12 protein-coding genes, 2 pseudogenes and 2 riboswitches are annotated in these 21,189 nt (G+C 58.3%); of the genes and pseudogenes, 13 read left to right on the top strand and 1 reads right to left on the bottom strand.

Annotated features, from left to right (window positions below; translation table 11 throughout):
• Positions 1-32: 32 nt before the first annotated feature.
• The 3 genes and pseudogenes from P6U25_RS09915 to P6U25_RS09925 all read left to right on the top strand — a co-directional run bounded on the left by P6U25_RS09915 (position 33) and on the right by P6U25_RS09925 (position 3,863).
• Positions 33-1,203: pseudogene (locus P6U25_RS09915) on the top strand (M20 aminoacylase family protein).
• A 596-nt stretch (positions 1,204-1,799) separates the two neighbouring features.
• Positions 1,800-2,666, top strand: a complete 867-nt coding sequence (locus P6U25_RS09920; protein WP_407152480.1) for an aminotransferase class IV — start codon at positions 1,800-1,802, stop codon at positions 2,664-2,666.
• Positions 2,667-2,678: 12 nt separating this feature from the next.
• Positions 2,679-3,863 (top strand): glycine C-acetyltransferase, encoded by a 1,185-nt coding sequence (locus tag P6U25_RS09925; RefSeq protein ID WP_407151123.1) that lies wholly within the window; start codon positions 2,679-2,681, stop codon positions 3,861-3,863.
• A gap of 512 nt (positions 3,864-4,375) precedes the next feature.
• On the opposite strand, the gene P6U25_RS09930 is transcribed toward P6U25_RS09925, so the two are convergent.
• Entirely contained in the window at positions 4,376-5,605 is a 1,230-nt protein-coding gene (locus tag P6U25_RS09930; RefSeq protein ID WP_407151124.1) for a D-amino acid dehydrogenase, read from the bottom strand.
• A gap of 55 nt (positions 5,606-5,660) precedes the next feature.
• Positions 5,661-5,750, bottom strand: a riboswitch (glycine riboswitch).
• A gap of 2 nt (positions 5,751-5,752) precedes the next feature.
• Positions 5,753-5,850: riboswitch (glycine riboswitch) on the bottom strand.
• Positions 5,851-6,285: 435 nt separating this feature from the next.
• Here P6U25_RS09930 and P6U25_RS09935 point away from each other — a divergent pair.
• The 10 genes and pseudogenes from P6U25_RS09935 (at position 6,286) to P6U25_RS09980 (ending at position 20,269) form a co-directional block, all read left to right on the top strand.
• Positions 6,286-7,227: a D-aminoacyl-tRNA deacylase gene (locus tag P6U25_RS09935; protein ID WP_407151125.1), complete on the top strand. Its 942-nt coding sequence runs from the start codon at positions 6,286-6,288 to the stop codon at positions 7,225-7,227.
• 311 nt (positions 7,228-7,538) lie between these two features.
• On the top strand, positions 7,539-8,759 hold the full coding sequence (locus P6U25_RS09940; RefSeq protein WP_407151111.1) for a M24 family metallopeptidase: 1,221 nt from the start codon (positions 7,539-7,541) through the stop codon (positions 8,757-8,759).
• 192 nt (positions 8,760-8,951) lie between these two features.
• A pseudogene (locus P6U25_RS09945) lies at positions 8,952-10,263 on the top strand (IS256 family transposase).
• A 698-nt stretch (positions 10,264-10,961) separates the two neighbouring features.
• Positions 10,962-12,005 carry a GntG family PLP-dependent aldolase gene (locus tag P6U25_RS09950; RefSeq protein ID WP_407151126.1) on the top strand — a complete coding sequence of 348 codons (1,044 nt, stop codon included), beginning with the start codon at positions 10,962-10,964 and terminating at the stop codon, positions 12,003-12,005.
• A 340-nt stretch (positions 12,006-12,345) separates the two neighbouring features.
• A complete protein-coding gene (locus tag P6U25_RS09955; RefSeq protein ID WP_407151127.1) occupies positions 12,346-13,515 on the top strand; it encodes a M20 aminoacylase family protein in 1,170 nt (389 codons plus the stop codon).
• A 689-nt stretch (positions 13,516-14,204) separates the two neighbouring features.
• Positions 14,205-15,278 carry an ABC transporter substrate-binding protein gene (locus tag P6U25_RS09960; protein ID WP_407151128.1) on the top strand — a complete coding sequence of 358 codons (1,074 nt, stop codon included), beginning with the start codon at positions 14,205-14,207 and terminating at the stop codon, positions 15,276-15,278.
• A gap of 737 nt (positions 15,279-16,015) precedes the next feature.
• A complete protein-coding gene (locus tag P6U25_RS09965) occupies positions 16,016-16,825 on the top strand; it encodes an acetoacetate decarboxylase family protein (protein ID WP_407151129.1) in 810 nt (269 codons plus the stop codon).
• A gap of 151 nt (positions 16,826-16,976) precedes the next feature.
• Positions 16,977-18,089 carry a four-carbon acid sugar kinase family protein gene (locus P6U25_RS09970; protein ID WP_407151130.1) on the top strand — a complete coding sequence of 371 codons (1,113 nt, stop codon included), beginning with the start codon at positions 16,977-16,979 and terminating at the stop codon, positions 18,087-18,089.
• Positions 18,086-19,117 (top strand): 4-hydroxythreonine-4-phosphate dehydrogenase PdxA, encoded by a 1,032-nt coding sequence (pdxA, locus tag P6U25_RS09975; protein WP_407151131.1) that lies wholly within the window; start codon positions 18,086-18,088, stop codon positions 19,115-19,117. The genes P6U25_RS09970 and pdxA overlap by 4 nt, the downstream gene beginning before the upstream one ends.
• A gap of 21 nt (positions 19,118-19,138) precedes the next feature.
• The gene (locus P6U25_RS09980) at positions 19,139-20,269 is read left to right on the top strand and encodes an iron-containing alcohol dehydrogenase (RefSeq protein WP_407151132.1); all 1,131 of its coding nucleotides are present in this window, start codon (positions 19,139-19,141) and stop codon (positions 20,267-20,269) included.
• Positions 20,270-21,189: the final 920 nt, after the last annotated feature.

The following is a 21,189-nucleotide window of genomic DNA, read 5'->3' on the forward strand; positions in this document are numbered from 1 at the left end:
CTTATGCGTGAATTGTAAGATTGGGAGCAGACATGCACACCGTTGAAGCGTTCCGAGATCTGCAGAGCGAGGCAATCGCGTGGCGCCACCACCTCCACGAAAATCCCGAGGCTCGGCTATGCCGTGCACGACACAGCCAGGTTCGTGACTGAGAAGTTGGCATCGTTTGGGATCAATCATATTGAAACTGGGATTGCTGAAACAGACATCGTCGCATTGATCCAAGGCGCGGGCGGGGACGGACCGACGATCGGCTTGAGGGCAGACATGGACGCCCTGCCAATCCTTGAGGCCTCCAATAAGCCTTGGTCGTCGAAAGTGAGCGGCAAAATGCACGCATGTGGGCATGACGGCCATATGGCCATGCTACTGGGCGCAGCGAAATACCTTGCGAAGACACGCAACTTCAAGGGCTCGGTCGCCCTGATATTTCAGCCGGCGGAAGAAGTAGAACTGCCGTCAGGCGGCCTAAGAATGGTCCAGGAAGGAATCATGGATCGTTTTGGCATTTCTCAGGTTTTTGGGATGCACAACTCGCCGAGTGTCGAAGTCGGCAAGTTCGCCATTTGCGACGGGCCGATCATGGCTTCGCAGGATGACTTCGATATTGTCGTCAAGGGCAGGGGCGGCCACGCAGCCAAGCCGCATGAGACCATTGATCCCGTCGTCATTGCGGCACAGATCATCGTCGGTCTGCAAAGCCTGGTCTCACGCAGCACGAATCCGCTCGAGTCGCTCGTGATCTCCGTCACCAAATTTAATGCCGCGCAGGCCTACAACATCATTCCCGATCATGTTGAAATGGCCGGTACCGTCAGAACGCTCGTGCCTGGTCTGCGGGACTTTGCCGAACAGCGAATTCTGGCTGTCGCCCAAGGCATTGCGCGCGGCTTCGGCGCGGATATCGAGTTCAAGTATCGTCGGTCCGTTCCCGTAACCTTCAACCACACGGAAGGGACCAATCTGGCGATTAATGTGGCGCGTCATCTGGTGGGGCTTGCCTCGGTGAACGACAATATCGAACGGCGCATGGGAGCGGAGGATTTCGCCTACATGTTGGAGGCACGGCCGGGCGCGATCATTCTCCTCGGCAATGGACCGACGGCTGGCCTGCATCACCCCGCTTATGATTTCAACGACGATGCTCTGTCCTACGGCATCGCCTACTGGGTGAACTTGGTTGAGACCGCGCTGGCTTCGTGACATGTCATCGGCTCGGTCTTGCTCAGGCGCGACCTCGGCGCTCTCGCCCACGATCATCCGACCGGTCCGCCATCTTACCAACGAACCGGCCCTCTTGCCTGGATAGGCTGCATTGGGCTTTGGAGCTCCAGGAGCTTACACGAGCCGGTATCAATGGAGCTGGCTCGACACCACCCTGTAGCTTCGGATGCACGATTCATGCATCAGCGCGTCAGGACGCGGGTGAGCCCGCCCATTTTGGTTCATAGAACTCACCTCAAATCTGGATCGCCAACGAGCGGCCGATGACCATCAGCATTGATCGCGATGACGCCGATCATGTCTGGAAGCTTCGCATAATCGGATCAGACGCAGGATTTCGCCCGTACGGCTCCTCATATTAGAAAAATGCGCCGCTAGGAGCTTGCTACCATCCCGGGTGACGACGGTCCAATCGACCGTATGCCGACCTATTTCACCTGGATGGAGTACCAATGTCAGAGACCTCTGGTCTTACAGCCGCAAGCAATTCTTCGTCTCGCTCCCTGTCGCCTGCGGTTCCGAGCATAGATGAACGTCATGTCGATCGCCGGCACTATCCTAACGGGGTTGCTTTCATGGACGGGCAATACCTGCCGATGTCCGAAGCCAAAATCTCTGTGCTCGATTGGGGTTTCCTCCACTCGGACGCCACCTACGACACTGTACATGTCTGGAATGGCAAGTTCTTTCGGCTGGACTTGCATCTTGACCGCTTCTTTGGAGGCATTGAACGCCTGCGAATGAAGCTGCCATATGATCGTGAAGCCATAGCATCAATTCTTAACAACTGCGTCGCTTTGTCGGGCCACAAGTCGGCCTATGTGGAGATGATCTGCACGCGCGGATCATCGCCGACGTTCAGCCGCGACCCGCGACAAGCGGAGAACCGCTTCATCGCCTTTGCAGTCCCATTTGGGTCGGTCGCCAACAAGGAGCAGCTGGAACGAGGCTTGCATATCGCGATCAGCGAGACGGTCCGCATACCGCCCAAATCGGTTGATCCGTCGATCAAGAACTATCATTGGCTCGATCTCGTTAAGGGCCTCTACGACGCCTATGACAAGGGGGCAGAGACTGCACTGATCGTAAATACAATCGGTCACATCGCAGAGGGGCCAGGATTCAATGTATTTCTTGTAAAGGATGGCGCCCTGAGAACACCCGCTTTTGGCGTGTTGCCGGGCATCACGCGACGGACTGTGTTGGATCTTTGCACCGAGATTGGACTCCCGGTCACCGGTGGAGATATTAGCCGAGCGGAGATCAAGGGAGCTGACGAAGTGTTCATCACCTCCACTGCGGGCGGCATTATGCCCGTATCGCGTATCGACGAGGCTATGATTGGTAAAGGGCAAGTGGGGCCGGTTACCCGCCGCCTCATGGACCTGTACTGGCAAAAGCACGACGATCCGGCTTGGTCGACCGTCGTCGTTTATCCGTAATGGGAATGGATCATGCGACACCCACTTTGTGAGAGGCTTCGTGACGAACTCGATGAGCTGTCGTCACGCAAACTTCTGAAAGCGGAGCGAGAAATTGCCTCACCCCAGTCTGCGCACATCAACCTGCGCGCGGTGGGCGAGCGCGACATCCTTAATATGTGCGCCAACAATTACCTTGGTCTGTCCAACCACCAGACGTTGGTGCAAGCCGCGCATGTAGGCCTCGACCGGTATGGCTTTGGAATGTCCTCAGTCCGTTTCATTTGTGGGACGCACTCCGTTCACAGAGCGCTGGAAACGAGGGTTAGCGACTATGTCCGGACGGAAGACACGATCCTATTTGGATCGTGCTTCGATGCTAACGCTGGTCTTTTTGAGGCGATCCTCGATGCTGGCGATGCCGTGATCAGCGACAGCTTGAATCACGCAAGCATCATAGATGGGATTCGCCTGTGTAAAGCCGAGCGCTTCCGCTACGCCAACAATGATATGGACGAACTCGACCGGGCCTTGCGCGAGGCACGTCACTGCCGAACGGTGCTCGTTGTCACCGATGGCGTCTTTTCCATGGACGGCATCGCCGCGAATCTACCTGGGATCTGCAATCTCGCGAAACGCCATGGCGCCCTGGTCATGGTCGATGACTCTCATGCGGTAGGCTTCATCGGCCCAGGCGGACGCGGTACACCAGCCCTGCACGGGCTCGAAGACCAAGTCGATATCCTCACCGGCACCCTCGGTAAAGCGCTTGGCGGCGCATCGGGTGGGTACGTCTCGGGCCGCCATGAGATCATTGCATGGCTGCGGCAGCGAGCACGCCCATACCTATTCTCGAATTCATTGATGCCGGCGCTGTGTGAGGCTTCGCTGGCTGCCATCGACTTGGCAGAAAGGGCGGACGATCTGAGGCAGAATCTCACGGCCCGCACGTATCAGCTTCGCAAGGGCTTGAGCGATCTAGGATTTCAGGTCTCTGGCAGCGATCACCCCATTGTACCCGTGATCACCGGAAACGCGGCGATCGCCGTCCAAATTGCTGACTTCTTAGCGGCGCGCGACATCCTTGCCGTTCCATTCTCGTATCCTGTGGTACCGCAAGGTGCTGCGCGAATTCGCATGCAAGTAAGTGCGGCGCATAGCGCAGAGGACATAGAAAGGGTGCTCGCTGCATTTCAGTCCGTTAGGAGCTCAATTTGAAAATGCGCCGGCATCGGTTGCAACTTGCCAATAGAAACAGGAACTTAGCACGACTGTCGATTCATGATTCTCATCCAACGAGCAAGGATCTGGGGCAGCCTACGACAGTTAGATTGGGGTAGGATTGTTGTTACGGCTCAAGTTCGCGAACCGGAGCGCCGAACTCATAGTAGCTTTGAGCAAGGACAAGCGCGTAGCAACGAACTAGGTATCTGCTCTGCTCGCTTTTGTGACGCGGACCGAACGAATCGGAGCTCGCGCGCGTCCTCAAGCTACGTGTTGTTATCAGTTTCACCAGTGACGCCTGCGATCTCCCGGTGGCGGGAGCTCATCGCCCAATTTCCCTTTGTTCAGGCCGCATCCGTACGACCAAGACAGCCGCGTTGGATGATGCACGCCAATCTATTGCATGGCAAATTGACTAAGCTTCATGACGACGCTCTCAGCATCTATGGCTGAGAGCGTCGTCTCGCGACCTGCGCAAGCCTATAAGCAAACAACCAAGATCTCGGCTATGCTGTGCCGTCGCCTTCTGTCCTGATGGCCTCGGCAACCATCTCAGCTGTTACCGCAGACAGTGTCCAGCCGAGATGCCCATGGCCAGTGTTGTAATAGATATTCGGTTTTTTGCCACGGCCAACCCTCGGCAACATGCTGGGTGTCATGGGTCGCAAGCCCGCCCATGGCACCACCTGCGCGGTCGAAATCCCCGGAAAGAACCGCTCTACCCAGCGCACCAGAGGCCTAATTCTGTCCGCCCGTATGTCGCGGTTCTCTCCATTGAACTCAGCAGTCCCCGCGACGCGAAACCGATCCGCTCCAAGTCGACTTGTGACGATCTTGGCCGCGTCGTCGAGGAGGCTGACGTGTGGAGCGGCATTTTGGCTAGCTTCGTCCGCCAGATCCACCGTGATGGAATATCCCTTAACGGGATAGATATTCACGCGGTCCCCAACCATCGAAGCAATCCGGCGGCTGCCGATCCCGGCACAGATGACAGCTCTTTTGGTACCAAGTTCGTTCCTGAGCGCGCCTTCTTGCCAGCATATGCGCACACCTTCCAAATCCGCTCGTACGTCGCAGATCTGCGCTCCGAAAACGAAGCGAACGCCCTTTCGCTCGCAAGCCGCGGCGAGACCGCGAGTGAATTTGTGAATGTCGCCAGTCGAGTCGGACGGCGTGAAGAATCCACCGTAATACTGGCTCTGCAACGTAGGTTCTATCACCCGCATCTCGGAAGGGGTAACCGGACGTCGCTCCAGTCCGCCCTCCGTCAGCAGGTCGTTCACCCGAGCAGCCGCATCGAATTCGGCTTTGTTAGAGTAAACGTGCAAAATCCCTCGCCGCTCCAAATCAAAGTGGATACCCTCCCGGTCGGCAAGATTAAACAGATGTTGTCGCGCCGCAATCGCAAGTCTTGTCGTCTCGATCGTGTTGCGACGGTAGTGCCGAATCTGACCGATGAACTCGGCCAACCAGGTATATTTGTGAAAGCTCGGACTCGGATTCAGTAGCAAAGGTGCGTCTTTGCGCAGCATCCATCTGAGGCCTTTGATAATAGTCCTTGTGCTGTTCCAGACCTCGGCATTGCTTGCGGATAATTGACCGCCATTGGCAAACGACGTCTCCATTGCGGGATAACGAAGCCGGTCAAAGACCGTAACTGAATATCCACGGCTGGCTAGCGCATATGCAGTAGTTACTCCGGTGATACCAGATCCAATAATGCTGATCGTGCTCATCGTGTGCTCCAAGACAGGGTGAACGGTGCAATGGCTTAGCCATAGCTCCGCCCCAAATCTGTCCGTGCACCTGAGAGCTTGCTCCGCAATCGCAATGACAGCGGTCCCCTTCGGTGGATGCCCGGTTGGCACCTCTCTCCAGATTGTCCTAGGCGTGCAGTCCTGGGCCTGAGAGTTTCCTTGGGGAGTTGCTCCGTCGGCGGCGATGGGCCTATGGGCTCAACGCGCTCTCCCGCACACCGTCATAAGACATGAAAACATTTTCAGGCGTGCTGCGCTATGTCAAGCCATCGCATATCGTCAAAGGCCAAAAAGCCGAGCTGAGGGATCGCGCGATGACCAGTCCTCCAAACTTGGCATGAACTAACAGCTCCCGCATGGGCGGATGTTCGGCCATGGTAAGCTAAAGCAGTTTTGCCAATCATTGCTGGTCGGTATGCTGCCGCTTTCCATCGCTGAACATGGCAAAGCGCAGCAATGCTGCGTATGCGTTCGAGAAAACGCACGATGCCGACGGGAGGGCGAGTCTAGTCTGCCTAGACAATCAACACCTCGACGGATTGGTACACGCCGCAAGAATTCGGCCGGCCCGTTGGAATCGTTGTCGTGAGCGAGCCTCCTATGCCGTCATGCGCCCCGAAGCCGGCGAGTGTCCTGCTTGAAACGAAGGAACCTTTGCGATGAGGCACGCCGTTTTTGTCTTCTGCATGGTCCCCGAAAAGGATCCAGTGGCGGCTCACGTTCTGAATGCCTTGAAAGCCGAGCGCATCCTTATTCCAACTGGGGCTGAGATTGACGGGCATCCGGTGCTCAAGATTCCGGGCTTGCTGGATACGACGATCTCGATCGTGACAACCGACGAGTACGTGAGTAACGATTATGCGCGTTACGTACCAACCTTGAACCACTGCTTTGGTGACGCCGATGTTATCGGTATCGTGAATTGGCACGAGGGCGCCAATGCGCCAAATGCAATCTTCACAGTGCAAACGACGGGCGATCTGGCGACTGGCACTTTCAGTCCGGTCGACCCTCGGATCACGCGCGGGCTTCTTCTCGCCATTGAAGACGAGCGTGTTGCCTCTGGTCTCCACGAGTTTCAGACCTACTTAGAGGCGACGCATTGGTCGGGCGTCAAAGCTGGCAGTTCTGGTACTCGTCTCGCTGAGCTAAAACCGTCGACCATCGATATCGAAATCGGGAGCTCGCCAGCGGACTGGACGAACCCTCTTGCCGCTCGCGTGTTAGCGCGAGCTCTTCTGCGTACCTTCGATCGCATGGAAGACCCGGTGCAGTCGGTCCTTTGCCTTGGCGGCATTCACTTCGAGCCAAGCTTCACCAGGGCGGTATTGCAGCCCCGCGATGGGCTGCCGATGGCAGCAAGCCATGTCCTTCCAAACCATTGGCTGGTGTCGGAGGGGTATGATCACGAAAGCCGCTTGGTGGATCTGAAGGCTTGCGCAAATTCGATCGTCGGCGGGGTCCAAGCCATCGTCTATCATGACAAGCTTAAGGCCGCTTACAAAGGAGTGGCTCGCTTGCTGGCTGAGGAACTCGGCGTTCCGCTGATCTCGCACAAAAAAATACGCGCGACTCCCACGGATACGGAAGTCGTGGAATGAGCGCGCGTACCCCAGCGAGATCGATGAGAATGTTTCCTCAAGTAGAAAGCATCTCGTTCAGGGGGCGGGATGTTCCTTGACGTGTCTCCTACGCTACGACGACCGTGCGATGCTTAACCAGGAACGTTCTGCATCCAAAAATGAGGCTTGATTGCCAATGTAGGAAGGACTGTCCTTCAAAGGAAATCGTGAAGATCAGTCTAGATGGTCAAACTTGCCATGAAAGCGTTCGCCGAACACACTGTCAGAGTCCTGATCGAATTTCGTATCTGTTGCCCCCCCAAGCTAGGGGTGCTTGTTGGAGAAAAGCTATGACCGCTCGTGATTGTACCGTCACAACGATTCCTTACGTTCCGTTTTCGCAAAGGGAGTACGAAGATCGGGTCGAGCAAGCGCGGCGTTTGATGAAGCAATACGCGTTCGACGCACTTCTGGTGACCTCCGAATACAACTTGCGCTATTTTGTCGGCGAGATTAGCTCCACGCCCCATCAGACCACCCGACCGCGCTTTCTCCTTATCCCCTTGTCTGGCGATGTTGTCGGAATTGTTCCTACCGGGATCGAGGAGTTTTACAAAGAAACGACTTGGGTAAAGAATTGCCGAAGTTGGCCCAGTCCAAATCCAGAGGACGAGGGCATTTCCACGCTTATCAAAGCGTTCCGTGATTTGCTGCCGAAGCATGCAAAAATCGGGACGGAGCTCGGCGCCGAAAGCAGGCTGGGCATGCCTGTGGCAGACTTCCTACGTCTCGTGGACGCGATCAAGCCACAGACGTTCGCCGATGCATCGGATCCGATTTTTACTCCCTTACGGATGATAAAGTCACCTGCGGAGATCGATCGAATTCGTATTGTGAATCGGATTGTTTCGGAAGCATTCGACAATCTGGCCCCAAAGTTACGCCACGGAATGACAGAACGAGACGCTTGTCGTCTCTTTGAACTCGAATGCTTCACTCGCGGTGCCGACAAGACCACTAGGATCCAGGGTGTCTCTGGACGTGGTGGTTACACGCGTTACTACGGTGCTCCATCCGACAAAGTTCTCTCTGATGAGGATCTACTTTTTATCGATGCTGGCTGTTTGTTCGATTACTATTGGAGTGACTTCGATCGACACTATTCCTTCGGCGCACCTGATCCGCATACGGAAAATGCCTATCGAGTCGTTTGGGACGCAACGGAGGCAGGCATCGCCGCGGTTAAGCCTGGAATCCCGATCTGCGATGTTTTTGCCGCAATGTCAGATGTGCTGAGTGGCTCAAAGAATCGAGGCAAAGCGACCACGATCGGGCGGATGGGTCATTCAATGGGCCTCTGGATGCCGGAGCCACCTTCGGTTCACCCCGACGATAAGACGATTCTAGAGCCGGGTCTGGTGATTAATATCGAGCCAAGTACAGCTTATCCTTCTTATTTCGACGGTTCACCGAAGGTGATGGTCCACGAAGAGGTTGTTGTTGTGACGGACAATGGCGTAGAGTTGCTCACGTCTCGCGCTCCTCGAACAATACCTGTCGTGGGCAAATAACTCGATGCCCCGCCCCGAAAGTGCTCGTGAAGCGGGAATCATCAGGTTGGTGCGCATCGCCGCACCAACCGGTTGAACCTCCATGAATGTCGTCGGGTCCCGCTGACTGCAAGGCTGGTTTGAACTTGACTAATGGAGCGCCGAGCTATCGCCGAAAGTTGGTGACGGAGGGAATCGGAAAGGCGGCATATCGTGGGGGTGCTTGACGCCTCCACTTCTCCACCGAAGGAGCGATATGCCGTGTCCAAAGATAACATCATCAAGCTGATTCAGCCAGGAAGCGTCGCCGATCAACTCACAGAAGTCTTGCGCAACGGGCACGTGCCCTTCTCGCCCCGAGGACTTTCTCGGTAAGCATGCCGATTTGAAGACCGCGGACGGCCACCAGCGCGTCGTCCGCCACGGTCACCTGCCGGAGCGCGAGGTGATGACCGGTATCGGTCCGGTCGCTGTCCGCCAGCCACGTGTGCGTGATCGCGAGGCGGATGCCACCGATCCCGACCGCATCCGGTTCTCTCCGTCGATCCTGCCACCCTACATGCGCCGTTCGAAGTCGATCGAGACGCTGCTGCCGATCCTTTACCTGAAGGGTATCTCGACTGGCGACTTCTCGGAGGCGCTGGCTACGCTGCTCGGCAAGGATGCTGCCGGGTTGTCGGCGTCCGCCATCGGTCGGCTGAAGGATGGCTGGCTCGACGAGCACACCGCGTGGCAGAAGCGCGATCTGTCGGCGAAGCGCTACGTTTACATCTGGGCCGATGGCATCCATCTGGAGGCACGGCTCGAGGACGAAAAGCAGTGCATCCTCGTGCTGATCGGTGCGACGCCGGAAGGCCGCAAGGAACTGGTCGGCTTCACCGATGGTACCCGCGAGAGCGCGCACGACTGGCGCGATCTGCTGCTTGATCTGAAGCGGCACGGGCTCGACGTGCCTCCGCGGCTCGTCATCGCCGATGGCGCACTCGGCTTCTGGAAAGCCGCCGGCGAGGTCTGGCCGAAAACGCGCGAGCAGCGCTGTTGGGTGCACAAGACTGCAAACGTGCTCGCCAAGCTGCCGAAGAGCCAGCAGCCGAAAGCCAAGCGCGCGTTGCAGGAGATCTGGATGGCTGAAACGAAGCTCGCCGCCGAGCTGGCGTTCGACGCCTTCATCGAGAGCTACACGCTGAAATACGAGAAGGCGGCCGACTGCCTGAGCAAGGATCGAGACACGCTGCTCGCATTCTACGACTTCCCGGCCGAGCACTGGAAACACTTGCGGACGACCAACCCCATCGAAAGCACCTTCGCCACCGTGCGCCACCGCACCATCCGATCGAAGGGTTGTCTGTCGAACGGGACCGCGCTCGCCATGGTCTTCAAACTGGTCGAAGGCGCACAGAAACGCTGGCGCCGTCTCGATGGCCACAACCAGTTGCCAAAACTCGTTCTTGGTGTGACATTCAACGACGGGATCGAGGTCATCGCCAAGCCGACCGACCGTCAGCCCATAACCGCCGCCGCCTGACCGGCCCCGCCGTCACCAAAATTTGGCGATAGCTCGGAGCGCCGTGCAGGAATCGCGCGCTTCCGATTACCCAACTGAACCCTGATCTCCTGGTAAGACTTTCGTGGATTGAGGCGTGACCATCACGCGCTGAGTTGGCGCGATTGTCACTATTATCACTTTTCGGACTGCATTCCTCAACCGCGTTACCGAAACGAATGTCGCCGCGCCCGCCTCTCAACACTTTGGCGGTTAAAAATAATAGCACAGCGATCGATCCGGTCGGAGGAAAATGTGCTCGATGCGGGCGCACGAGGGTAGATGCAGGATTGGAAACAGCCGAGCCAGGAAGTCACTAATCGATGCCTTTGACCAAGGCACCATACTGAACAATAGAACTGCATCGCAAAACGGCTGCGCAACGCAGGAAATTGCCAAATGCGATCCGAAATACGCCGAAAATCCTCCTCCGCCCTAGGTATGTTGAAGTGTATGGGCAACTTTCAAACGATGAGCGCGCTAGGACTTAGGACGGGCTTTCAAACCGGTCGAGGCCGCTCTCGTAGATGACCGCTGGACCGCCTGTCAGCGACGAGGCGCCACTGCCGGTGCGGTGGCGCTGTTTTCCGGCGGTGTAGCTATCCGCTCGATGGTGCCAGGCGGCGCCAACGGTCTGTCGCGCAAAAAATTGATGCCAACGCCACCTCTGGGAGACAAGAATGATCGATCTGCTTAGCGATACCGTAACCTTGCCAACTCAGGAGATGCGGCAGGCGATGTTCAAGGCGGAAGTGGGCGACTCCGGGTACGGCGAGGACCCTACAGTCAACCGGCTTGAAGCATTGGCGGCCGAAATGTTCGGTAAGGAAGCTGCAGCTTTCGTGTCGAGCGGATGTCAGGGAAATCTTACTGCGCTATTAGCGCATTGTCCCCGTGGTTACGAGGTGATCCTGGGCGATCGCTCAGATCTCTACGACTTCGAGGCTGGCAGCGTTTCGGTGGTGGGTGGCCTCGTCCTCCATCCGGTTTCGACCGAATCCGACGGGCGGCTGTCGTTGGATAACCTGCGCGCGGCGGTTCGTGACAAGACCGACTACCAATGCGCGCCTCCGGGAGTCATTGTGCTAGAAAATCCGCACTGTCAAAACGGCGGACGCGTCCTGCCGAGGCCATATATCAAGGAGGTTCGGGCATTCGCTGACGAGCACGGCTTGCCGTTGCACATCGATGGGGCCCGTATCTTCAACGCGGCAATCGCGTCGAAGCGGACACCGGCGGAAATCGCAGAAGATGCTGACTCGATCATGTTTAGTCTCTCCAAAGGGCTCGCCGCGCCATTTGGTTCTATGGTTTGCGGAGCGCGGCCGTTCATTGATCGGGTAAAGCGGTATCGGAAGCTTCTAGGTGGCGGGCTTCGTCAAGCCGGCATTATGGCCAGCGCGGGTATTGTGGCGCTTCAAACTATGGTTGATCGGTTGGCTGAAGACCATCGGCGCGCGCAACTTCTGGGTGAAAGGATCCGCGCAATTCCCGGCATTCGCCTCGAGCCCTCTGTCATTGAGACTAATATGGTCTTCTTCCGCCTCGAGCGAGACGGTCTATCGACCTCGGATTTCCTTACCGCGCTGTCACGACGGGGGGTGCGGATGGGCACGCTGCGCGAAGGCGTAGTTCGTGCCGTTCTCCACTATCTGATCAGCGATGAGGATATCGAAGTCATCGCAAACGCCGTTCGGTCGGTCCTGCAGGCGCAAGCACGGTGACCGAATAGTCCTTGATCGCCGCACGCTCGCTTTCAGGGCTGGGTGGTTTCGCCGCCTGATGCCACGCCTGATCGCACTATAGGGCTCGTCCGGAGCGCCGTCTTCGGTCGAATGAGCCGAATCTCAGCACAGCCTGACGGTGAAGATTCTCGGCCCGGCCGTCACCACAATCAAGCCACTTGTGACGGCGACGCCCTCGCCCGCGAGCTTATCGAGCGATCTGGGCCGGAGGTCTTTCATGCCGGACCGGATATCAAGTCGTGGCGGTGCGCGCGAGGGGGAATCCTCAGCGGTACACCACACGCTGTCTTATGCGTGAATTGTAAGATTGGGAGCAGACATGCACACCGTTGAAGCGTTCCGAGATCTGCAGAGCGAGGCAATCGCGTGGCGCCACCACCTCCACGAAAATCCCGAGCTCGGCTATGCCGTGCACGACACAGCCAGGTTCGTGACTGAGAAGTTGGCATCGTTTGGGATCAATCATATTGAAACTGGGATTGCTGAAACAGGCATCGTCGCATTGATCCAAGGCGCGGGCGGGGACGGACCGACGATCGGCTTGAGGGCAGACATGGACGCCCTGCCAATCCTTGAGGCCTCCAATAAGCCTTGGTCGTCGAAAGTGAGCGGCAAAATGCACGCATGTGGGCATGACGGCCATATGGCCATGCTACTGGGCGCAGCGAAATACCTTGCGAAGACACGCAACTTCAAGGGCTCGGTCGCCCTGATATTTCAGCCGGCGGAAGAAGTAGAACTGCCGTCAGGCGGCCTAAGAATGGTCCAGGAAGGAATCATGGATCGTTTTGGCATTTCTCAGGTTTTTGGGATGCACAACTCGCCGAGTGTCGAAGTCGGCAAGTTCGCCATTTGCGACGGGCCGATCATGGCTTCGCAGGATGACTTCGATATTGTCGTCAAGGGCAGGGGCGGCCACGCAGCCAAGCCGCATGAGACCATTGATCCCGTCGTCATTGCGGCACAGATCATCGTCGGTCTGCAAAGCCTGGTCTCACGCAGCACGAATCCGCTCGAGTCGCTCGTGATCTCCGTCACCAAATTTAATGCCGCGCAGGCCTACAACATCATTCCCGATCATGTTGAAATGGCCGGTACCGTCAGAACGCTCGTGCCTGGTCTGCGGGACTTTGCCGAACAGCGAATTCTGGCTGTCGCCCAAGGCATTGCGCGCGGCTTCGGCGCGGATATCGAGTTCAAGTATCGTCGGTCCGTTCCCGTAACCTTCAACCACACGGAAGGGACCAATCTGGCGATTAATGTGGCGCGTCATCTGGTGGGGCTTGCCTCGGTGAACGACAATATCGAACGGCGCATGGGAGCGGAGGATTTCGCCTACATGTTGGAGGCGCGGCCGGGCGCGATCATTCTCCTCGGCAATGGACCGACGGCTGGCCTGCATCACCCCGCTTATGATTTCAACGACGATGCTCTGTCCTACGGCATCGCCTACTGGGTGAACTTGGTTGAGACCGCGCTGGCTTCGTGACATGTCATCGGCTCGGTCTTGCTCAGGCGCGACCTCGGCGCTCTCGCCCACGATCATCCGACCGGTCCGCCATCTTACCAACGAACCGGCCCTCTTGCCTGGATAGGCTGCATTGGGCTTTGGAGCTCCAGGAGTTGCGCTCTAAGTCCGGGTTACGGGAAAGCTTCCGATCATTCGCGTGTCGGGGCGGGTATGTCCGCTGAGGTCGTGCTCAATGCGGTACGATCCGCAAAGCACGTTCGGTCTTTGCAAAGGTCCGCCAATAGGCGCGCCGAATTGATAAACATCGCTCACCGTCAGGTGAACGTGGTCGTTCCGAACAACTGTCAGTATATGAACAGCTCATACTATTCCGAGCCAGCTTTCGCAAGAACAGCGAGGCACCGGTTTTGTGGAGCCGGAACTCGCATGATCCGCGCCTTCACCTGCTGATTGACTCGAGTTACTTTCATTTTTGCAGAATTGCTGCAATTCCGGGCCGATTTTCGCCGTCGTTAGGCGCAGACTGTCCTTTATCTAATTGTCACTTACCACCACTTTGAAGGCTTCTTCGCGTCAAACCCGCGTCGCCTCCTAGGTGGTCAAGACAAAAGGCCGGTCTAAAGCCAGGTACAAGACTTTGGCGGGCGCGTCGGCGCCCTCCTGGGGACGGAATTTTCGATCTGTTATCAAGCGAAAAGGAGGCGCGAATGCGAGCAAAGCTGCTGCTCTCAATGGGAATCGGATTAATTGCACTATTCTCGGGCCAGGCTGCTTGGGCTGAAGATCAGGGACAGGTCTGCGTGTCGGCTGGCGGGGGGAGCTACCAGGATGCGCTGCGCGAAGCGATTTTCAAGCCGTTCGAAAAGGCGACCGGTATCAAGGTCGTCGAGGCGGTCGAACAGCCGCTGGCGAAAATCCGGACGATGGTCAGTACGGGAAGTCCTGAATGTGACGTTGCCCAGCTAGGACCGGGCCAATATTTTGCCCTCTCGAAAGAGGGGCTGCTCGAGAAGATCGACTACACGTCAGTCGACAAAAAGACGTTCGCGGATTTTCCAGAGGATGCCGTAACTCCGTACGGCGTTGGTACATTCGTCTATGACAAAGTTATTGGCTTCAACACGAAGCGTTACACGCGGGATAATGGGCCGAAAAGCTGGGCCGATGTCTGGGACGTCAAGAAATTCCCTGGTCCGCGAATTCTTGATGCTGGAAACAATCTGTTCCCCCCGATCGAGTACGCCCTTCTCGCAGACGGCGTGTCGCCGGATAAGCTTTACCCGCTCGACTTGAAGCGCGCCTATGCTGCCCTGACCCGGATCAAGCCCGATGTTGCGAAATGGTCAACAACGGCGGCGATGCAGCTCGAATCGTTGATCTCGGGTGAGGCGGTGATCGGCCCCGCGACTCTGGGGCGTCTTCAAGAAGCCAAAGAACATGGTGCACCCGTCGATTACGTGGTGAATCAGGCGCTCATGCAACACGACTACTGGACCATCCTGAAGGGAGCGAAGAACTCCAAGAACGCCGCGAAGTTCATCGAGTTCGCGTCCAGACCCGAAAGTCAGGCTGGCGTGATCAAATATCAGGTCCTCGGTCCTCTCAATAGGCGCGCGTTCGAGCTCATTCCGCCGGAGCGCGCGAAGCTGCTGCCCACCTATCCGGAGAACCTCGCGCACGCGATCAAGTTGAATCCCGCCTGGTGGGCTGAGACCGATGCTTCTGGAAAAACCAATCTAGAGAAAAATAACGCAATGTGGAACGCCTGGATTCTGCAATGACTTCGAGAGCCCGGGCGCGGCTTATCCGCGCCTGGGCTCGGCTCTGGGCGCGCCCCTGGTCAGAGCCCCGCGAGCGATAAGCGCGCGGAGCGTAAGGTTGCCGAGGAGGCGCCGAATTCAGATTACGGAGTTTGCGAGTGTGGCGGTGAAGGCTGTAATGACATGAGCCAACGCCGCCGAGCAAGCCGCCCTTCGCTCGCTATGGACCGAGCTGTCGCGCATCGATTACATTGAATTAGTGGCAACGCTGGTCGGGCTCAAGCGGCCGTTCTCATGAGTTCCAATCTCATAATCCGCATACGGCCGGCTTCTAACCCTTTTGAAGGGCCGACATCAACGCGGTCCCGCCGAACCGTCTGAATGGAGACAATGGATCACAGTGTCCCTTTAGCGTTGTCGCTTCCGATCTTTGCGACGAAGTTTCTGCGCCGAAGCAACGTAATTTGCTGGAAATGTGCGCATCCGCGAGAAAGTCGACCATTTTCTCCTCAGTGACCGGATAAGTTTCGGTTGTCGTCGAGTGGTCGGCGAAGGCGAACGGATTGCTCGTCAAGCGCAAGGCGACAACCGACCATGTGCCAGCGGCCGTGCGCGTGAGCGCACGTGCAAGGCAATACCCTCGCGCAAGGGGTTGACCACCGTTCTGTGAACCACGGGTATCGCCTTGGTTCGCATCGGAGTTGACGTAGAGAGAGGCAGGAGGATCAATCGTGGTTCACGCTCATAAGGACGGACTGATGTATCGAATGCCGTACGGCTTCGGGCCTACGGCAGGACCTCGTCAGGGGCCCGACTATAAGCGTTTCGATTGCTCGAATGCGCCTCACCGGTGGCAGGCGGCAGTCAGCTTCCTCACTGATCGTAATCACCTCGATCGTTTGCTCCCTCCCGGGTTTGCCCTCGCCGGCGATCCCATCGTGACGGTGGAATTCCGTGTGCTGAGCGAGCTGCCCTGGCTTGCCGGCCGTGGCTATTCCATATTGAAGGTGAATTTCCCCGCGGCCTACAATGGCAAGCGCGACAAAGCGGTCGGCAGTTTCTGCTCTGTCCTTTGGGAAAACCTCGCTGATCCAATCTTAAGTGGTCGGGAGGAGCTTGGCTTTGCAAAACTTTGGTGTGAGCTGCCGCCGCCGCGAATCATGGGCGATCGGGTGACCTGTACGGCATCTTGGCTGGGACATGAGTTCGCCATCCTGGAGCTCACGGATCTAGCCGAAGCCGAGCCTCGGAACCCTGCCTTTCCGGGGCTTGGCGGTCAGGCTGGTGATGGCACACTGCACTACAAGTACATCCCGCAGACGGGGGAGTGGGGGAAAGCCGCCGTTGCGCATGCCTGTCTGACGCCGCCGACGGGCGGCCCTACCGTTGAAAGACTGCGTCTTGGCACGGGCCGGGTGAACTTTCGTCCCACGACCTGGGAGCAGATGCCGACGCAGTTCCACATCGTTCAGGCCCTTTGCGCTCTGCCGATTCTGGAACAGCGCGAGGCTTGGTGCGTCGAAATCCGCGGCGATTCAGACCTGTCGCAACAGCGCGCTCTCGTCTGACCGCTCCTCCTATCTACCAAAGAAGAACTTTGCTTATGCTCCACACGTCGCTTGAAGGTCGCATCGCACTCGTCACCGGATCAATCAGCGCTGCCGGCCCCGCTATTGCGCGACGTGTTCCTCAAGATGGTGCTTCAGAAGTGGGCTGTCCATGCAATCTCTTCGCTTGCTCGCTGATGACCTGACGGGGGCGCTCGACACAGCGGCCGAGTTCGTTCGATTGTGCGGCACATTTGATGTCACCTGGACTGATGCGCCCCGCTCGGATCATTCATCATCGGTTGCGATTGATAGCGGCACGCGCGAATGCGACAGAATGCAAAGTGTAGCCATCGTCAAACGTCTCGTTCCGATGCTGCGGGACGGATCGATCGCCTTCAAGAAGGTCGATAGCTTACTGCGGGGCCCATGGGCAGCCGAACTAGCTGCCTGCCTCGAATCGGGATTTTGGAGGTCCTGCATTGTGGCGCCGGCCTTTCCTTACCAGGGACGCTTCACACGTAATGGTCGGCAATATGTGCGCAAGGAGAACGGCAGCTGGTTACCCGTCGGCGATAGTTTGTTGAAACAACTGGCCGCCGAAAATATCCAAGCGCATACGAGATCAATCGACGTCCAATTGAACGATGGCGTCCACGTACTGGATGCCCAAAGCGATGGCGATCTGGATCGTGTGGTCGCACTTGGACGTCGCGCAAGCCACCCGGTACTCTGGTGCGGGAGCAGTGGTCTGGCCGCCGCCCTTGCGCGGAGTAACGCGCCGACGCTACCCCGCACCCTGCGCAAGCCCGTCCTTGGTTTTTTTGGATCGGACCAGCCAGCTACAGCTATGCAGCTTGCGGCCTGTGGTGCGGCAGCCATCGGCTTCCCAGAGGTAGGCGATGACCATGCCGGCATGGTTCGTCGCAAGCTCAATGCCGACGGCATCGCGTTCGTGAAGTTCGATCTCGCTCCCGGCGTGTCGCGCGGCGACGCGGCGCTCCGCATCGCGCGTGCGCTGGCTTCAGTCACCGCTGCGCTCGAACCGCCGGGCACTCTGATCGTCGCGGGCGGCGAGACTCTTCGTGCGCTATGCGCTGCGCTTGGTGCGCACGCGCTCAAAGTGACCGGGCGCATCGTGCCTGGATTGCCGTGCTCGACCATTCAGGGCGGCCGGTGGGACGGCGTCGAGGTGATCTCGAAATCCGGCGCCTTCGGCGCACCGGATTTGTGGCGCAAGCTGCTCGAAGAAAATCAGTTGATCAGCGAAAGACACGACACATGACTCATCCGCATTTGGCGATCACCATGGGCGATCCTGCTGGGATCGGTCCGGAGATCATCATCAAGGCCTGCGAGCGGCTGCGTGCGCGCCTTGATGCAGGCGACTTGCGGCTTCTGGTGATCGGCAGTGGTGCTGCACTGAAGAGAGCTGCAATCCAACTCGGCGCTAGCCTCGATATTTCCGAGGTGCGCGCGGCGGACGAAGCCTGGCCCAATCTCTGCTTCTTGCAGGCCGACGCTGAGGGCGAAGCGATCGAGCCCGGCGTGCTCTCGGCCGACGGTGGCCGCTTCGCCTTCAAGGCGGTGGAGCAGGGGGTGCGTCTGACGCAAGCCGGCCGGGTCAGTGGCATCATCACTGCGCCCTTGAACAAGGAAGCGCTCAACAAGGCCGGATACCACTATCCGGGCCACACCGAGATGCTGGCCGAGCTTACCGGTGTCAAGGGATCGGCGATGATGCTGGCGCACGGCAACATGCGCGTCAGCCACGTCTCGACTCACGTCGCGCTCCAGGATGTGCCGAAGCGTTTGACGCCGGAACGGCTGCGCTATGTCATCGATCTCACCGACAAGGCGCTGCGTCGCATCGGCCTCGCGCGGCCGAAGATCGCCGTAGCGGCGCTCAATCCGCATGCGGGCGAAGGTGGGTTGTTCGGCCGGCAGGACATCGACGTGTCGGAGCCGACAATTGCGAAAGCTGTGGCTGACGGGCTCAACATCGTCGGCCCGGTGCCGGGCGACACGGTTTTCGTCAAGCTGCGCGCCGGCCAGTACGACGCTGTCATCGCCATGTACCACGATCAGGGCCACATCCCCGTCAAGCTCTTGGGCTTCGAGGTCGACCCCGCCACCGGCCGCTGGCAGGAACTGTCCGGCGTCAACATCACGCTCGGGCTGCCGATCATCCGCACCTCCGTCGATCACGGCACCGCCTTCGATATCGCCGGCAAGGGCATCGCCAACGAGCGCAGCCTGATCGAGGCCATCGAATATGCCGAACGCCTCGCCGCCGGCGCGGCGCGAAACTGAACTCTTTTGGACACGAGACTCATGACCAGCCTGTCAGCTCCCATCGAGATCATTCGCCCCGAAACCATCGAGTTCGGATCCGGCACCGTTGCCGCCGTAGCTAAGTTCGCGCGTTCCATCGGCGCCTTGCGTCCGCTGGTCGTCGCTGACGCGTTCAACGCCGCGCGCGTTGAAGTGCTTGCGCTTCCAGGCGACGTCGGTGTGTTCGGCGAGGTGAAGCCGGAGCCTGATGTCCCCAATCTGGAGAAGGCGCTTGCAGTCGCTCGCGCGACGAAGCCCGATCTCGTCGTCGGCTTCGGCGGTGGCAGCGCGATGGATCTTGCCAAGCTCGTCGCCGTACTCTGCACGGGCGAGCAGACGCTCGGCGATGTCGTCGGTCCCGACAAGGTCGCCGGGCGCAGCGTGGCGCTGGTGCAGGTGCCGACCACGTCCGGCACCGGCAGCGAAGGCGGCATCCGCGCGCTGGTCACCGATCCCGCAACCCGCAACAAGCTCGCGGTGCAGAGCCGCTTCATGCTCGCCGATCTTGCGGTGGTCGATCCCGATCTGACGATGAGTGTCCCGCCGCAGGTGACGGCTGCAACCGGTGTCGATGCGCTCGCCCATTGCGTCGAGGCCTTCACCAGTCGCAAGGCGCACCCGACGATCGATCTCTACGCCCTCGAAGGCACCCGCCTCGTGGGCCGCTATCTTGGCCGCGCCGTGAAGGACGGCACGGATCGCGAAGCGCGTGCCGCGCTGTCGCTGGCCTCGCTCTATGGCGGCTTTTGCCTCGGGCCGGTGAACACCACGGCCGGACACGCTGTAGCCTATCCGCTCGGCACCCGTCATCACATCGCCCATGGCCTTGCTTGCGCGGTGATATTCCCGCATACGCTTGCCTTCAACATGCCGTCGGCCGAAGCGAAGACGGGGGCTGTACTGGAAGCTCTGGGTGCCTCTGCAACTGCAAAGCCGTCCGCGGCATTCGATGCGGCCTACCAGTTCTGCACGAAACTCGGCATCGAGATGCGATTGTCCGCTCTCGGAGTGCCGGCGGAAGATCTGGGCGCCATGGCGGACGAGGCGTACGCGATCCGCCGCCTGCTAGACAACAATCCGCGCAATATTGGCAGAAACGACATCCTGGGCATCTACAGGGCGGCGATGTGACCAGCGTTTGGGCCTGAAGGAGGCGGTGCTGGCACACCGCAGAGGAAATCGTGCTCGGTCAGCTGCAGCGAGCTATCGGCTCTCTTTCGACCAAAACTCGATGATTGTAGTTTCGCGAGCCCAAGCTCGATCTGGGTCATCAAGCCCTCGAGAATGTCCAACAGCTCGGGTATGCAGGGAAAGTGGCCCATCCAAGGACCGAGAGGTTCAGGCTCCGAGCTATCGCTCTATCAAGGGCTTATTGACCCACTGGGGTGCCGCGTCAGAAGAGCACTTCGGCTTCTCGTCATGTGTCCAAGTAGATAAAACATCGTCTCACTGATCACCGGCGATTTCCGTGAGCAGCCAATCGCGAAATTCGACAAGGGGCGGGTGAGACGATCGCTCGGGCGGCCGTACCAGGTGGTATTTTTCGGCGCTTTTGATCGGCAGCTCACATCTAGTAGATGCCTCGGCAACCACCAAGCTTTTTGGGGGCGTTTAACCGCCTGCTAGTTCTGCACCAATCTTAGTATCGAGATGGATCGTATTCTCGAAGGCCCGGCGAGCAATACTTAGTTCATGGCTGACGACGCGCTCGCGATCGGTCCTGCTCGACAACAGATCCCGCAATATCAGCACACAAAAGGTCCTGAGCATCTATCGAGCAGCGATGTGATTGGGTCTAACTACCGATGGCTGGCACACTGGTCTTTCTTATTCTTGATTGAGCGGTGGGCGGCGAGATCTGCGACCATGTAGCCGGTTGCAGTAAGCGGCTTAGGTCGCGGGGCGATAAATTCCACGCACGAGGCCGTGAGGCTTGCGGTGAGCTAACCGACCGCGTCCCTCGGTCTTTTCAAATTCAGTGGGTGATATCCGAGCTTATCCAAGATCTTCGTGGAAGAGACCGCTGTCGCGCGGTATCCTCCGCGCTCCTG

The organism is Bradyrhizobium sp. ORS 86 (assembly GCF_045571475.1).
Classification (GTDB): Bacteria; Pseudomonadota; Alphaproteobacteria; order Rhizobiales; family Xanthobacteraceae; genus Bradyrhizobium.